The organism is Micromonospora sp. CNZ309, assembly GCF_002846525.1.
The window spans coordinates 2,063,862-2,080,037 of sequence record NZ_PJNG01000001.1; the positions used below are offsets into that span (position 1 = coordinate 2,063,862).

8 protein-coding genes, 1 pseudogene and 1 riboswitch are annotated in these 16,176 nt (G+C 76.7%); of the genes and pseudogenes, 3 read left to right on the top strand and 6 right to left on the bottom strand.

What is annotated here, in order from left to right; all coding sequences use genetic code 11:
* Nucleotides 1-121: 121 nt before the first annotated feature.
* The 6 genes and pseudogenes from CLT72_RS08330 to CLT72_RS08355 form a co-directional block, all read right to left on the bottom strand.
* A pseudogene (locus CLT72_RS08330) lies at nucleotides 122-2,377 on the bottom strand (VWA domain-containing protein); the annotation flags it as partial.
* Complete coding sequence (gene cobN, locus CLT72_RS08335) at nucleotides 2,374-6,042, bottom strand: cobaltochelatase subunit CobN (protein ID WP_101410536.1); 3,669 nt, start codon at nucleotides 6,040-6,042, stop codon at nucleotides 2,374-2,376. The pseudogene CLT72_RS08330 and the gene cobN, both read right to left, overlap by 4 nt.
* Before the next feature lie 139 nt (nucleotides 6,043-6,181).
* Nucleotides 6,182-6,379 carry a hypothetical protein gene (locus CLT72_RS08340; protein ID WP_101410538.1) on the bottom strand — a complete coding sequence of 66 codons (198 nt, stop codon included), beginning with the start codon at nucleotides 6,377-6,379 and terminating at the stop codon, nucleotides 6,182-6,184.
* Between the two features lie 46 nt (nucleotides 6,380-6,425).
* Nucleotides 6,426-6,555, bottom strand: a riboswitch (cobalamin riboswitch).
* A gap of 123 nt (nucleotides 6,556-6,678) precedes the next feature.
* Nucleotides 6,679-7,935 carry an MFS transporter gene (locus tag CLT72_RS08345; protein ID WP_101410540.1) on the bottom strand — a complete coding sequence of 419 codons (1,257 nt, stop codon included), beginning with the start codon at nucleotides 7,933-7,935 and terminating at the stop codon, nucleotides 6,679-6,681.
* Nucleotides 7,936-7,976: 41 nt separating this feature from the next.
* On the bottom strand, nucleotides 7,977-8,312 hold the full coding sequence (locus CLT72_RS08350) for a hypothetical protein (RefSeq protein WP_101410542.1): 336 nt from the start codon (nucleotides 8,310-8,312) through the stop codon (nucleotides 7,977-7,979).
* Between the two features lie 91 nt (nucleotides 8,313-8,403).
* Nucleotides 8,404-9,624, bottom strand: a complete 1,221-nt coding sequence (locus CLT72_RS08355; RefSeq protein WP_308220776.1) for an MFS transporter — start codon at nucleotides 9,622-9,624, stop codon at nucleotides 8,404-8,406.
* Between the two features lie 156 nt (nucleotides 9,625-9,780).
* Between CLT72_RS08355 and CLT72_RS08360 the strand changes: the two genes are divergently transcribed.
* The 3 genes from CLT72_RS08360 to CLT72_RS08370 all read left to right on the top strand — a co-directional run bounded on the left by CLT72_RS08360 (nucleotide 9,781) and on the right by CLT72_RS08370 (nucleotide 16,170).
* Complete coding sequence (locus CLT72_RS08360; RefSeq protein ID WP_101410545.1) at nucleotides 9,781-10,767, top strand: LacI family DNA-binding transcriptional regulator; 987 nt, start codon at nucleotides 9,781-9,783, stop codon at nucleotides 10,765-10,767.
* Between the two features lie 353 nt (nucleotides 10,768-11,120).
* A complete protein-coding gene (locus tag CLT72_RS08365; RefSeq protein WP_199184517.1) occupies nucleotides 11,121-15,320 on the top strand; it encodes a SpoIIE family protein phosphatase in 4,200 nt (1,399 codons plus the stop codon).
* 97 nt (nucleotides 15,321-15,417) lie between these two features.
* On the top strand, nucleotides 15,418-16,170 hold the full coding sequence (locus CLT72_RS08370; RefSeq protein ID WP_101410547.1) for an HD domain-containing protein: 753 nt from the start codon (nucleotides 15,418-15,420) through the stop codon (nucleotides 16,168-16,170).
* The last annotated feature ends 6 nt before the right edge of the window (nucleotides 16,171-16,176 follow it).

Below are 16,176 nucleotides of genomic sequence, written 5' to 3' on the forward strand. Positions count from 1 at the left end.
TCGAGGTCGCGGCGATCTTGGTAGGAAAGGGCCCCTCTGGGGGCCGTTCGTCGCCAAGATCTGCGGCGGACCGAGCGTGCGGGGCTCGGCGGGACGCCGGCGTGGGGGTGGGGCGGCCGGCGGCGAGGGTGGTGAGGGGGGCGGTGGTCACCTCGTCGAGGCGGTGGTGGACGGCGTCCAGTTGGGCGGCGAGGCGACGGGCCAGGCCGAGGCGCACGGGGCCGCTCTCGCAGTCCACGACGACGCAGGGCGCCCCGGTCGCGGCCAGCACACCCGCCGCGCGGGCCGCCCGGACGAGCGGGCGGTCGCCGGCGGTGGCCCGGCCGTCCGTGACGACCAGCACCAGGGGACGGCGGCGCGGGTCGCGCAGCCGCTCGACCCGCAACAGCTCGGCGGCGGCCAGCAGGCCTTCGGCCAGCGGGGTGCGCCCGCCGGTGGGCAACTCGGCCAGCCGCGCGGAGGCGGCGAGCACCGATGAGGTGGCCGGCAGCAGGGTCTGCGCGGCGGCGCCCCGGAAGGCGACCACCGCGACCTTGTCCCGGCGCTGGTAGGCGTCGGTGAGCAGGGCCAGCACGGCGCCCTTGACGGCGGCCATCCGCGTGCGGGCGCCCATCGAGCCGCTGGCGTCGACCACGAAGAGCACCAGGTTGCCCTCGCGTCCCTCGCGCACCGCCTCGCGGACGTCGTCGGGGCGCAGCCGCAGCGGCCCGCCGACCCGGCCCCTGGCGGCCTGGTGCGGGGCGGCGGCCCGGACCGTCGCCGGCAGGTGCAGCGCGCCGGGCCTGCCGGTCGGCACCCGCGCCCCGGTGGTGCGGCCCCGCCCGGTGCGGGCCCGGGAGCGGCGGCCGGGCACCCCGTCGCCGACCCCGGGCGCGGTGAGCAGCCGCGCCTTCAGCCCCTGCCGGGGTACGGCCACGGCCTGTCCGGCGTCACCCGGCCGGGCCCGGGCGGGGGCGTCCTCGTCCGTGTCGCCCCCGCCGGCGCCGGGTGGGCCGGCCGAGGTGTCCCGCCCGGGCGCGAGGTCGCCGCCGGGCCGGTCGCCCTCGCCGCCGGGCCGGTCCGGTCGGTCGCCCTCGCCCGGCCGCTCCGGCCACGTGCCGTCGCCGCCGTCCCGGCCCGGATCGCCGTCGCGGCCGAGGCCCGGCCCGTGGGCGGTCTCGTCGTGCCCGCCGGCCGGCGCGGACCCACCGGCGTCGTCCGGGGCGCCGCCGCCCGCATCCGGGCCACCGGGTCCGCCGCCCTCGGGGCCGGAGCCCGGACCGCCGTCGGGGCCGCCGGAACCGCCCGGGTCGTCGTCGGGGTCGTCGTCGCGGACCCGGTCCAGTGCCTCGTCGAGTCGCTTCTCGTCCAGGCCGGGCGTGTCGAACGGGTCCCGGCGGCGCCGGTGCGGCAGCGCCAGCCGGGCGGCGACCCGCACGTCCTCCACCGTGACCGCGTCCCGGCCGTGCCAGGCGGCGTGCGCCAAGGCGGTACGGGCGGTGACGATGTCGGCGCGCATGCCGTCCACGTCGAACGCGGCACACACCTCGGCGATCTGGCGCAGCGCGGCGTCGGGCAGCAGCACGTCCGCCAGCCGCTGCCGGGCGACCGCCACCCGGCGGGCCACCTGCGCGTCCGCCTCGGCCCAGCGGGCGGCGAAACCGGCCGGGTCGGCGTCGGCGGCCAGGCGCCGGCGGACCACCTCGACGCGTACGGCCGGATCGCGGCTGGCCCCGACCTCCACGGTCAGCCCGAACCGGTCCAGCAGTTGGGGGCGCAGCTCCCCCTCCTCCGGGTTCATCGTGCCGACCAGCAGGAACCGCGACGCGTGGCTGACCGAGACGCCCTCGCGCTCCACGTGGCAGCGGCCCATGGCGGCGGCGTCGAGGAGCAGGTCGACCAGGTGGTCGTGCAGCAGGTTGACCTCGTCGACGTAGAGCACCCCACGGTGGGCGGCGGCGAGCAGTCCCGGCTCGAAGGCACGGACGCCCTCGCCGAGGGCCTTCTCCAGGTCGAGCGAGCCGACCACCCGGTCCTCGGCCGCGCCGACCGGCAGCTCCACCAGCCGGGCGGGACGCCGCTCGGCGGCCGGCGCGGCCGGGTGTGGGCCGTCCGGGCAGGACGGGTCGGGCGCGGCCGGGTCGCAGGCGAAGCGGCAGCCGGCCACCCGGTCGACCGGCGGCAGCAGCGCCGCCAGGGCCCGTACGGCCGTGGACTTGGCGGTGCCCTTCTCGCCGCGTACGAGCACCCCGCCGATCGCCGGGGAGACGGCGTTGAGCAGCAGGGCCAGCCGCATGTCGTCCATGCCCAGCACCGCGCTGAACGGGTAGGTGGTCACCGTGCCGCCTTCCGTTCGCGACTGCGGGGCTCGCAGGACCGGCTCACTGCTCGCGCTCACTGCCGTTCCTCCAGGTCGCCCTCGCTGGCCAGGTACGTCTCCCGGAGCCGGTCCAGGGTGGCCGGCTCGGGCTCGGCCCACAGGCCCCGGTCGGCCGCCTCCAGCAGCCGCTCGGTGATGCCGCGCAGCGCCCACGGGTTCGACCGCTCCAGGAACTCCCGGGTGGTGTCGTCGAAGACGTACGCGGCGGCCAGGTGCTCGTACATCCAGTCGTCGACGACGCCGGCGGTGGCGTCGTAGCCGAACAGGTAGTCGACGGTGGCGGCCAGCTCGAAGGCGCCCTTGTAGCCGTGCCGGCGCATCGCGGCGATCCACTTCGGGTTGACCACCCGCGCCCGGAACACCCGCCGGGTCTCCTCGCCGAGCGTGCGGGTGCGTACGTCGTGCGGCATCGCCGAGTCCCCCACGTACGCGGCCGGGGCGGCCCCGGTGAGGTGGCGGACCATCGCCACCATCCCGCCGTGGTACTGGAAGTAGTCGTCGGAGTCGACGATGTCGTGCTCGCGGGTGTCCTGGTTCTTCACCGCCACGGCGATGCGCGCGAAGGAGCGTTCCATGTCGGCGCGCGCCTCCCGCCCGTCCAGCCCCCGGCCGTAGGCGTAGCCGCCCCAGACGGCGTACACCTCGGCGAGGTCGGCGTCGCTGCGCCAGTTGCGGGCGTCGATCAGCGGCAGCAGCCCGGCCCCGTACGCGCCCGGCTTGGAGCCGAAGACGCGGGCGGTGGCCCGCCGCTCGTCGCCGTGTTCGGCGAGGTCGGCGGCGACGTGGGCGCGCACGAAGTTCTCCTCGGCGGGCTCGTCGAGCGCCGCCACCAGCCGCACCGCGTCGTCGATGAGCGCGACCACGTGCGGGAAGGCGTCGCGGAAGAAGCCGGAGATGCGTACGGTCACGTCGATGCGGGGGCGGCCCAGCTCCGCCGTCGGCACCACCTCGACGCCGGTGACCCGCCGGGACCGGTCGTCCCAGGTGGGGCGGCAGCCGAGCAGGGCCAGCACCTCGGCGATGTCGTCGCCCTGGGTGCGCATGGCGCTGGTGCCCCAGACGGTGAGCCCGACCGAGCGGGGGTACCCGCCGGTGTCGGCGAGGTGCCGGGCGAGCAGCGAGTCGGCCAGGGCCACGCCGACGTCCCAGGCGTTGCGGCTCGGGACGGCCTTGGGGTCGACGGAGTAGAAGTTCCGGCCGGTGGGGAGCACGTTGACCAGCCCTCGGGTGGGCGAGCCCGATGGGCCGGGTGGCACGAACCGCCCGTCGAGCGCGCCCACCACCCGGTCGATCTCGTCGGTCGTACGGTCCAGGCGCGGCACCAGCTCGGTGGCGGCGAAGCGGAGCACCGCGGCGGCGTCCGACACGGCCCGCCCGGCCACCTCCTCGACCACCGCGTCGACGGCTTCGGCGTCCCAGCCGAGGGTCTCCATGCCGACGACCAGCCGGCGGGCCAGGGCCTCGATCAGGTCGACGGCGTCGGCGGCGGTGCCGCCCGGCCCGTCCACGGTCTCGGTCAGCGCCTCGGGCAGGGCCAGCCGCCGGCCCGGCTCCGCGAGCAGCGCCTGCTCGTCCAGCCCGTACGCGGCGGCCAGGGCCTGCCGCAGGCCGGGCAGCGCGCGGGCGCCGCCCCACACCTGCGGGGCACGCAGCACGGCGAGCACGAGGTTGACCCGGGCCTCGCCGGTGGGCGCGGCGGCGAGGACGTGCAGGCCGTCGCGGATCTGCACGTCCTTGACCTCGCACAGGTAGCCGTCGAGGTGCAGCACGAAGTCGTCGAAGTCGTCGGCGTCGGGCATGGCCTCGGCGTGCAGGTCGTGGTGCAGCTCGGCGGCGCGCACCAGGTCCCAGATCTGGGCCCGCACGGTCGGCACCTTCGCCGGGTCGAGGGCCTGCACGGTGGCGTACTCGTCGAGCAACTGCTCCAGCTTCGCCAGGTCGCCGTACGTCTCGGCGCGGGCCATCGGCGGCACCAGGTGGTCGACGACGACGGCGTGCGCGCGCCGCTTGGCCTGGGTGCCCTCGCCGGGGTCGTTGACGATGAACGGGTAGACCAGTGGCAGGTCGCCGAGGACGGCGTCCGGGGCGCAGTCGGCGGCCAGCCCGAGGCCCTTGCCGGGTAGCCACTCCAGGGTGCCGTGCTTGCCCAGGTGCACCACGGCGTCCGCGCCGAACCCGCCGTCGGCGACGGGCGCGGCGAGCCAGCGGTACGCGGCCAGGTAGTGGTGGCTGGGCGGCAGGTCCGGGTCGTGGTAGATGGCGATGGGGTTCTCCCCGAAGCCGCGCGGCGGCTGGATCAGCAGCACCACGTTGCCGAAGCGCAGCCCGGCGAGCACGATGTCGCCGCCGTCGGTGTAGAGCCCGCCGGGCGGCTCGCCCCAGTGGGCGAGCATCCGCTCCCGCAGCTCCGCCGGCACCTGGTCGAACCAGCGCCGGTAGACCTCCCCCGGCACCCGTGCCTCGGCGGCGCCGAGCTGTTCCGGGGTGAGCCACTCGACGTCGTGGCCGCCGGCGGCGATGAGGGCGTGGATGAGCGCGTCGCCGTCGTCGGGCACCGGGACGTCGCCGAGGTCGTAGCCGGCGTCGGCCAGGGCGGCGAGCAGCCGCACCGCCGAGGCGGGGGTGTCCAGGCCCACGGCGTTGCCGACCCGGGAGTGCTTCGTTGGGTACGAGCTGAGCACGACCGCGAGCCGCTTGTCGGCCTGCGGCACGTGCCGCAGCCGGGCGTGCCGCACGGCGATGCCGGCCACCCGGGCGGCCCGCTCCGGGTCGGCCGCGTAGGTGGAGAGCCCATCGGCGTCGATCTTCTTGAACGAGAACGGCACGGTGACGATCCGACCGTCGAACTCGGGGATCGCCACCTGCATGGCGGCGTCCAGCGGGGACAGCCCGGCGTCGCTGCCGGCCCACTGCTCGCGGGTGCTGGTCAGGCAGAGCGCCTGGATCACCGGCACGTCGAGGGCGGCGAGCGCGCCCACGTCCCAGGCGTCCTCGTCGCCTCCGCCGGAGGCGTCGGCGGCGACCGTGCCGCCGGCCGCGAGCACCGTGACCAGCAGGGCGTCGCAGCGGGCGAAGAGCCCGAGCGGCCCCGCGCCGGCGGTGAGGCCGCGCAGGGAGCCGCAGTAGATGGGCAGCGGGTCGCCGCCGGCCGCGTCGACGGCGTCGGCGAGGACGTCGACGAACCCGGTGTTCGCGGCGAGGGCGTGCGCCCGGTAGAAGACGATGCCCACGGTCGGCCGGTCCGGCCGCGCGGGCCGCTCGCCGTGGATGCCGTACGTCGGCGTGGGCGCGGGTGGGGCGAAGCCCTCGCCGGTGAGCAGCACCGTGTCGGAGAGGAAGCGGGCGAGCTGGGAGAGGTTCTCCGGCCCGCCCTCGACCAGGTAGGCCAGCGCCTGGGTGGCCAACCCGGAGGCCACCGTGGACGCCGCCATCAGCTCCGCGTCCGGCACGTTCTCGCCGCCGAGCACGACCGTCGGCACCCCGGAGGCCAGCACCGCCGCGAGCCCGTCCGGCCACGCCTGCCGGCCGCCGAGCAGGCGTACGACGGCGAGGTCCACGCCGTCGAGCAGCGCGGGCACGGCGTCGGCGCCGACCCGGGCGGGGTTGGCGAGCCGGTAGTCGGCACCGCTGGCGCGGGCGGCGAGCAGGTCGGTGTCGGCGGTGGACAGCAGCAGGATGCGCACGCGTGGCTCCGGAGAGTGACGCCCTGGTCGGCGAGGGGACGACCGGGCGGGGCGAGGGGTGGGCGCGGTTCAGCGGGTACGGCGCGCCGGCGGCCGGCTCACGGGCGGGCCGGCGGGGTCGGGCGGCGCGGCGCGGGCGTCAGCGGCAGGTGGCGGGGGCGCGCCCGGGCACGGCGGCGGGTCGGCCGGGTGCAGCGGCGGCCTGTCCGGGGGCGGTGCGGGCCGGGTGCGCGGCACGGCGACCGGCCTGCCGCCCGGAGGTGCGGCCGCCTGCGGCGCTGCCACGGCCGGGCACGATGCGACGATGATCGTCGATGGTGGAGACGCGGTGCGTCATCGGGTCCTCCTCGGGTGTCCACGCCCTGGGGTCACTCCGACGGCCGAAGTATCCTGGCTCCCGGATCGACGCTCACCCCCGGCCTTCCAACCGCGCACGCACGGCCGTGACTCACGAGGGGGGATCGCTCCCCGGTGACAGTGGCGGGACCGCGCCGGAATCGCACCGGCTTCCTTCACTGCCGTCAGGCCGCGAATGCTGCCACACCCCGGCGCCGCCGGTCAACGCCGCCCGACCGGCACGCGCGCAGCCGGCCCGCCGCCGTGGGTGGCGCAGCGGCTGCGGGGCGTCGACGGCCGTCAGGCCCGCTCCGGCGCCGCAGCCCCCGGCGCGGCGGGACGGGAGACCACGCACCAGGCGGCGGTCGCGCCGACCGCCACGACCGCGCTGAGCAGGAAGGGCGCCGCCATGCCCAGGCCGGCGGTCAGCGCGCCGCCGGCGAGCGCGCCGAGCGCGGCACAGCCGTAGGAGAGCATCCGGGAGGCGGCGACCACCCGGCCGAGCAGATCGCCGGGCACGAGGCGCTGCCGCAGCGACAGCGCCGCCACGTTGAGGACGGCGAACGCCGCGCTGGTGCCGACGACGACAGCCACGGCGGCGAGGCGGTGCGGCGCGACGACCAGGAGCGCCGGCGCGCCGGCGGTGACCGCCATCGACCACGTGAGCACGTGCCGGTGCCGGAAGCGGGCGATCAGCCGGTCGGCGACGAGGGAGCCGGCGAGGCCGCCGCCCGCGCCGGTGGCCAGCAGCAGGCCGAAGCCGAGCGCGCCGAGGCCGAGGCTGTCCCGCGCGTACAGCACGAAGATCGCAAACCAGGCGCTGTCGGCGGCGGCCACGGCCGCGCCGACGAGCACGAGCGTACGGAGCAGGGGTTGCCGGGCCAGCCACCGCAACCCGGCGAGCGCCCCGTCCCGCGTCGGGGCGCTCGCCCCGGCGGGCGGTTCGCCGGGAGCCGGCCGTCCCGGGGCCGGGCGGGCGAGGGTCAAGGGCAGGGACAGCACGAGCATGACGGCCAGCGCGAGCGAGGCCCCGTTGACGGCGAAGGGCAGCGCCGCGCCGACGACGAACAGCAGCGCCCCGACCGGCGGACCGACGAACTCGTTGCCCACGATCTCACCCGCCACCAGACGGCCGTTGGCCCGCTCCAGTTGCGCGTCGTCCACCAGCCGGGGGATCGCGGTCTGGGCGGCGGTGTCGCGCAGGGTCTCGCCGACACCGAGCAGGAAGGCGGCGGCGACCACGAGCCCGACCGACGCCACGCCCGTCGCGACGGTGACGGCCACCGCCGCCAGCACCACGACCCGGCCGGCGTCGGCGGCGGCGATCAGCGTGCGCGCCGCCCGACGGTCGGCCAGCGCGCCGGCCAGCAGGCCGGTGACCAGCCACGGCAGGAACTGCGCCGCGGCCACTGCGGCCACCGCCACCGGGTTGTCGCTCAGCGCGGCGGCGAGCAGGGGAAAGGCGGCCACCCGGATGCCGTCGCCCAGGTTGGCCAGCGCCGCGGCCGTCCAGAAGGTCCAGAAGGGTCGGCCCAGCGACCGGGAGCGATCAGCCATGCGGGCACCGTATCGCCCTCGGTCGGCGGGCGGCGGACCCGTCAGCGGGCGTGGCGTTCCGGGTGGGCCCGGTTCCACGCCCGCATCCGCTCCGGGTAGCCGGTGCGGGCGGCCTCGTACAGCGGCACCGCGTGCTTGCGGGCGATGGAGCCGGCCGCGCGCGGCGAGCCGGTACGACGGCGGATCCACTCGCCGTCGTGGGCGATGGCGACCACGGTGGTGTCGGTCGCGGTGGTCTCCGGTTCCAGGTAGAACTCCACGCCCCGGCGGCTGGCCACGAACGCCTCCAGCGCGGCCAGATCCTCCCGGGTCGCCTCCCGGTCGAGCTTCGTCGGGGTCGGGTCGGCGGCCCGTGGCCGCCGGTTGAACCAGCCCATGTCCCGCTCCTCTCCGCCGGGTCCGCCCAGTGCAGCACCCTTACCTGCGAGGCGGCTGCGAGCGGGGTGTGAGTGCCCTGTCAGGCGACCCTCAGCGGGCCGGCGGGCGGGTGGCCGGCACCAGGGCGAGGGTGGGCAGCAGCAGCAGCGGCACGACGAGCAGCGCCCGCAGGGTGCCGACCCGGTCGCCGAGCAGGCCCAGCAGCGGCGGTCCGGCCAGGAACGCGGTGTATCCGATCACGGCGACCACGCTGACGCGGGCCGGCGCCCGCCGCTCGTCGTCAGCCGCCGCGCTCATCCCGACCGGGAAGCCCAGCGACGCGCCGATCCCCCAGAGCGCGACGCCGGCGATCGCCACCGGCCCGGAGCCGGCGAGCACCGCCACGCCCGCGCCGACCGTGGCGAGCAGGATCGTGGCGGACAGGACGGGCACCCGACCCCACCGGTCCAGCGCGACGGTGCCCATCGTGCGCCCCAGGGTCATGCCGACGACGAAGACGCCGAAGACCGCGGCCCCGGCCGCCTCGCCGAGGTCGTGGCCGTCGATGAAGGCGACCGCCAGCCAGTCGTTGGCGCTGCCCTCGGCGAACGCCGCCACCAGCACCAGCAGGCCGATGAGCAGGGTACGCGGCTCCCGCCAGGCGGCCAGCAGCTCGCGGCGGCGCTCGGCCGGGGCGGCCGACGCGGAGGCGGTGCCGCTCTCGGCCGCCGGCAGGAACGACCGGACGGCCAGCAGCGTGCCGAGCAGCACCACGGCGGCCAGCGCGGCCAGGTGCGCGGCCACCGGCACGCCGAGGCGGGCCGCCCCGGCGCCCAGGCCGGCGCCGGCCACGGAACCGAGGCTCCACGCCGCGTGGAAGCGGGGCATGACCGTACGACCCAGCCGCCGCTCGACCGCCGCGCCCTCGACGTTCATCGCCACGTCGCAGATGCCGGAGCCGTAGCCGAGGGCGCACAGCCCCACCGCCACCCCGACCGGGGAGCCGGCCAGGGCCCCGATTCCCGTCACGGTCAGCCCGGTCGCGACGACCAGGGTGGAGAGGGCGACGGTGCGGGCCGCGCCGAGCCGCTGGGCCACCAGGCCGGCGGTGGGCATCGCGAGGAGCGCGCCGACGGACATGGCGAGCAGCAGCAGCCCGAGCCGGCCGGCGCTGAGCCCGAGCGCGTCCCGGGCGGCGGGCACCCGGGAGAACCAGGTGGCCACGGCCAGGCCGTTGAGCGCGAACACCACGGCCACGCCGGTTCGGGCGGCGAGCACCGACCGCGGTACGACCGGCGGCGGCACGGCGGGCGGGGCGACGGTACGGCTCACGGGGGCGTCCTCTCGCCTCGGGTGCTCTCCCGCCCGATCCCACACCTGAGAGCGCTTTCAGGACAACCCGGCCGCGCCCCTTACCGTGGACACGTCGCCGGGGCATGATTCGGTCGACCGTCCACGCCGCGACGGCCGACCACGGGGAGAACCAGGATGACGACGACGCACCGACCACCGACCCTGGAGGACGTCGCCCGGGCGGCGGGGGTCTCGCGAGCCACCGCCTCGCGGGTGCTCGCCGGCACCGGGTACGCCTCCGCCGCCGCCCGCGAGCGGGTGACGGTCGCGGCCGACCTGCTCGGCTACGCGCCGAACCCGGCCGCCCGCGCGCTGGTCCGGGGCACCGGCGTCCGGCTGGTGGTGGCGGTGACCGGCACCGCCCCCACGGTCCTCGACGACCCGTACGTCGACCGGGTCCTCGGCGCGTGCGCCCGGGTCTGCGCGCCGTACGGGCTGGGGGTGGCGCTGCACTGGCTGCCCACCCGTGCCCCGGGCGAGGTGCGCCGGCTGGCCGGGGACCGCAGCGTCGGCGGGATCATCCTGATCAACACCACCGAGACGGTGCTGGACGCCGTCCCGGTGGGACTGCGCGGCCGGGTGGCCTCGATCGGCATCGGCTCGGCCCTCGTACCGGCCTTCGACGTGGACAACGGCGGCGGCACCGAGGCCGTGGTCCGGCACCTGTACGCCAGCGGACGCCGCCGCATCGCCATGGTGACCGGGCCCCGCTGGCTGTCGTGCGCCGGCCGCTCCGTCGGCGCGTACCGGCGGGTGGTGCGCGACGCCGCCCTGCCGGTGCGCCTGGTCCCGGGTGACTTCAGCGCGGACCGGGGCCGGGCGGCGGCCCGGGAGGTACTGGCACGCTGGCCGGACACGGACGCGATCGTCGGCAGCAGCGACGCCACCGCCCTCGGGGTGATCGACGGGCTGCGCGGCGACGGCGTCCAGGTGCCCGGGGACGTCGCGGTGACCGGTTTCGACGACATCCCGCTCGCCGCGATGACCACCCCCGCGCTGACCACGGCCACCCACCCGGTCACGCAGATCGCCTCGGCGGCGGCGACCGCCGTACTGGACGGGCGGCCGGTGCCGCCGGCGACGATGTTCCCGTCCCGGCTGGTCCGCCGGGTCAGCGGCTGAGTCGCCGGGCAGCCGGTGGGATTGACCGTCGGGCAGGACGTCACCTACGACGAGTTCCCCGGCCACCACGAGATCCCCCCGACCATCCGCACCCGCGCCACCGCCTGGCTGGCCCCCTGACCCACCCCCTCCCACGTCGATCACGGCGTTCTGGTGGGGTCATCGGGCCTTCCCGACTTCCGCGGGCACCACACCTGCGTGATCGAGGCCGACTCGGGGGTGCGGGTCGGGTCACGTCGATGGACGGTTCAAGCCGTGGCCGGTTGGGGAAAGTCACCCCGGCGGGACGATGAGGGCAGGGCTCGACGGCTGCCAGCGACCCGGACACCAGGGCGGCGACAGGGGGCCGGGACGTGGATTCGAAGCAGCGCGCCGAACCGGCGGGCGCCGGCGTGGCCGTCGACCTCTTCGCCGGCGACGATCCGACCAGCGCCGCGCACCGGGCCACCGACTGGGCGGCCACTCCCCTGGGTCCGGTGGAGACCTGGCCGCCGGAGCTGTGCGCGGCGGTGCGCACCGTGCTGCCGTCGAAGATCCCGATGCTGCTGTGGTGGGGCCCCGAACTGGTGCAGATCTTCAACGACGCGTACACGCCGGTCCTCGGCGACAAGTACCCGGCCGCGATCGGTCAGCCGGGCGCGCGGTGCTGGCAGGAGGTCTGGGCCGAGTTGGGTCCGCTGACCGACCAGGTGCTCGCCGGCCACGGCGCCACGTACGCGGAGAACCAACTGCTGATGCTCGACCGGCACGGCTACCTGGAGGAGACGTACTGGACCTTCTCCTACAGCCCGGTGCGTGCCGACGCCGGCCGGATCCCCGGCATCTTCGTGGCCACCACGGACGTCACCGCGCGGGTGCTGGGTGACCGGCGGCTGGAGACGCTGCGCGAGCTGGGTTCGGTCTCGATCGCGGCGGCGGACACCACCCGCGACGCCGTGCGCGCGTCGGCCCGGGTCCTGACCGGCAGCCCGGCCGACCTGCCCGCCGTGATGATCTACCTGCGCCCCGAGGGGACGACGCCGCACGGGGGTCCGGCCGCAGCCGGCGACGGTGGAGGAACCGGCCCCGGACCGGACGGCGGCGCGTCGGAGGACGCGGACGAACTGGTCCTGGCCGCCTCGGTCGGCGTGGCCGACGCCGCCGCAGCGAGCGCCGGGTGGCTGGCGCAGATCGGCGAGGTCGCGCGGACCGGCCGCTCCGCGCGGGTCCGGGGCGTGGCCCTGCCCGGCGACCCCCGCGCACACGCCGGGGCGGTCGTCGGAGTGCCCGTGGACGAGGTGGTGGTGCTGCCCCTGCTGGCCACCGGACAGGCCCGCCCGACCGGCGTGCTGGTCGCCGGCGTCAGCCCCTTCCGCAGGCTGGACGACGCGTACGCCGGCTTCCTCGACCTGGTGGCCAGCCGGGTCTCGACGGCGCTGGGCGACGTGCTGGCGTACGAGGCGCAGCGCCGCCGGGCCGCGGCCCTGGCCGAGCTGGACGCGGCGAAGACGGAGTTCTTCACCGACGTCAGCCACGAGCTGCGCACCCCGCTGACACTGATCGCCGGGCCGGTGCGCGAGAGCCTCGCCGACCGCCGCGAGCCGCTCCCGCCGGGCCAGCGCGAACGCCTGGAGCTGGTGCACCGCAACACCGGCCGGCTGCGCAAGCTCGTCAACGACATGCTCGACTTCGCCCGCATGGAGGGCGGCCGGCTGGACCCGGAACGCGTGGAGACCGACCTTCCGGCGCTCACCGCCGGCGTCGCCGAGTCCTTCGCGTACGCCATGCGCGAGGCCGGACTGACCTACCGGGTCGACGTGGAGGCGCTGCCGCGCACCGCGTACGTGGACCGCGACATGTGGGAGAAGGTGGTCGTCAACCTGCTCTCCAACGCCCTGAAGTACACCCTGGCCGGCACGGTGCGCCTGCGGCTGCGCGGCGACGGCGAGCGCGTCACGCTGTCCGTCGACGACACCGGCGTCGGTGTGCCCGCCGACCAGCAGCCGCTGCTGTTCCGCCGCTTCCACCGCGTACGCGGCGCCGGCGGCCGGTCGCACGAGGGCACCGGCATCGGGTTGGCGCTGGTGCAGGAGATGGCCCGGTTGCACGGTGGCGAGGTCAGCGTGCGCTCGGTCGAGGGCGAGGGATCGACGTTCACCGTCCGCCTGCCGTACGGCTGGGCCACCGCCACCGCCACCGCCACGCGCCGCGAGCGGGCTCACGAGCCGGCACACGAGGCGTACGTCGCCGAGGCCCTGCGCTGGCTGCCGGAGGCCGCGCCCGCCCCCACGGACCGGACCGACGACGACGCCCAGGACGCCGCCACGGTGCTGGTGGTCGACGACAACGCCGACCTGCGCGCCTTCCTGGCGAGCCTGCTCGCGCCCCACCACCGGGTCGTCGTCGCGGCCGACGGCCGGGAGGCGCTCGACCGCGTCGCCGAGCGGGTGCCGGACCTGGTGCTGACCGACGTGATGATGCCCCGCCTCGACGGTTTCGGGCTGGTCCGGGCGCTGCGCGCCGACCGGCGTACGGCCGGGCTGCCGATCATCGTGCTCTCCGCCCGCGCCGGCGAGGAGGCGGCGGTCGAGGGGCTGCGGACCGGGGCCGACGACTACCTGGCCAAGCCGTTCTCCTCCGAGGAACTGCTGGCCCGGGTCGGCGCGCACCTGGAGCTGGCCCGGTTGCGCAACGAGGAGGCGACCTGGCGGGCGGCGCTCATCGAGTCGTTGCAGGACGCGTTCGCCGTGGTCGACGCCGACGGGGCGCTGGTCGAGGCGAACGAGGCGTTCTGCCGCCTGGTCGGCGCCGACCGGCTGGCGACACCGGTCGCGCCACCGCACGCCTGGTGGCCGGAGGCCGACGCCGCGCCCGCCGACCGGCGGCTGCTGATCGACGTGCTGCGCGCCGCGCGCGGCTCCGACCGGGGGCGGGTCACCCTGCCGCTGCGGCACGCCGACGGACACCGGATCTGGGCCGAGGCGGTCTACAACTCGCTGCGCGAGCCGCGTACCGGCCGCCGCCTCTACGTCGCCACGCTGCGCGACGTGACCGCCGAGGTCCGGGCCGCCGCCCGGCAGACCGCCCTGGCCGCGCTCTCCGGCCGGCTCGCCCGCGCCACCGACGTGGCCGAGGTGCTCGACGCCGGCCTCTCCGAGCTGTGCACCCTGCTGGACGGCACCCGCGGCCTGGCGGTCTGCGCCGACGCCGCCGGCACGCCGCTGGTGGTGACCCAGGGACTGACGCTGACCCGGCAGGTGCAGCGGGCCCTCGACGGCCTGCCCGCGGACGGCGACCCGCAGTTGGCCGTCGACGACGCGGGTCGGGTCACCGCGATCGGGGCCCGCATCGAGCCGGGCGGGGCACCCGGCGGGGTGTGGCTGGAACTGGATCCGCCCCGGTCGGTACCGACGGTGGACCGGCCGCTGGTGCGGCAGCTCTGCGCCGCGCTGGCCCAGGCGCTGGTCCGGGCGCGGGCCTTCGAGACCCAGCGGACGGTCGCCCTGGCCATGCAGCGGGCGATGCTCGGCCCGGTCGACCTGCCGACCGGGTTCGCGACCCGCTACCAGCCGGCGGTGGCGCCCCTGGAGGTGGGCGGAGACTGGTACGACGTGGTGCAGCTTCCCGGCGACCTCGTCGGCGTGGTGGTGGGCGACGTGGTGGGGCGGGGCCTGCCCGCCGCCACCGTTATGGGTCAGCTGCGCAGCGCCTCACGCGCCCTGCTCCTGCAGGCCAAGAGCCCCGCCGAGGTCCTCAGCGCGCTGGACGACTTCGCCCGCATGGTGCCCGGCGGCGCCTGCACCACCGTCTTCTGCGCCATCATCGACCGCTCGCTGGGCCTGCTCCGCTACTCGTCGGCGGGTCACCCGCCGGGCATCCTGGTGCACCCGGACGGCTCCGCCGAGCTGCTGACCCGGGCCGGTTCGGTGCCGCTGGCCAGCGTCGCGGTGCCCGGCCGGCCGGAGGCAGGGGCACGGCTGCGGCCCGGCTCGACGCTGCTGCTCTACACCGACGGGCTCGTCGAGCGCCGCCGGGAACTGATCGACGCCGGCATCTCCCGGGCGGTCGCCGCGCTCACCCAGGGCCGCGAGCTGCCCGAGGGGGCGCTGGCCGACCGGATGGTCCGGGACCTGCTGCCCGACACCCGCAACGACGACGTGGCGGTGCTGGTCTACCGGCACCGAGAGCCGGCGGCCTTCGCCGCGACGCTGACGGCCGACCCGGGTCAGCTCGCGCCGACCCGCGAGGCGCTACGGGAGTGGCTGACCGGCCTCGGCATCGGCGAGGCCGACGTCGACGCGGCGCTGATCGCGGCCGGCGAGGCGTGCGCCAACGCGATCGAGCACGGCTACCGGTTCGCCCCGGACGTGTCGGTCACCGTACGGGGGCGCCTGCGCGCCGACCGGCTGGAGATGGTGGTCACCGACACCGGCGGCTGGCGGGAGGCGACCCCCGACGACGGCGAGCGCGGCCGGGGTCAGCTGATCATGACCCGGCTGATGGACGAGGCCAGCGTGGACGGCAGCGCCGACGGCACCACCGTACGCCTGGTCAAGCGCGTCTCCGGCGCGTGACCGGCTGCCGTCGCGGTGACCGCCGCCCGGAGGTACTGGCGTCGGGTGGCCGACGCCAGGGGCGCCCGGCACGGTGAAGATCGGCTATAAGTGGCGGATGGAGTTTCCCGCCTACCTGGCCACCATGCCGATGCACGCGATCACCGAGATCCACGGCGAGCCCGGCCTGCTGGCCCGGTTCCGGCTGGAGCTGCGCGCGTTCGACGAGGCCGCGCGGCAACGGCTCACCGAGGCCCTCGACCTCGCCGCCGAGCTGCACCGCGACGACCGGCGGGTACGCGAGCCCTACCTGAACCACCTGCTGCGGGTGGCGATCCGGCTGATGCACCACTACCAGGTCCGCGACGTCGACGTGATCGTCGCCGGCCTGCTGCACGACGCGGTGGAGGACCACCCCGACGAGCTGGCCGCCGCGACGTCCGGCGAGCCTGGCGGGGCGTACGACGGCGAGGACGCCACCGCCGCCGCCCTGGCCGTGCTCGCGCAGCGGTTCGGCCCGCGAGTGGCCCGCCTGGTCGGCGCGGTCACCAATCCGGCGTACGACCCGGGCCGGGACAAGCACGTGCAGTACCGCGAGCACGTGGCGGCCAGCCTCGACCGGGAGCCGTGGGCGCGGGTCATCAAGATCTCCGACTTCACGGACAACGGGGTGGGCGTCATCCACACCGTCGGGCCGAAGGTCACCTCGTCGGCGCGCAAGTACCGCCCGCTCGTACCGGTCTACCGGGACCTCGTCACCAGGGCGGACACTCCCCTGTCGGCACCGGTGAAGGAGCACATCCTCGGCCAGCTCGACCTCGCCGAGGAACGCTTCAGCGCCATCCTCGACGAACCACCCCACCCGAACTGACCGCGC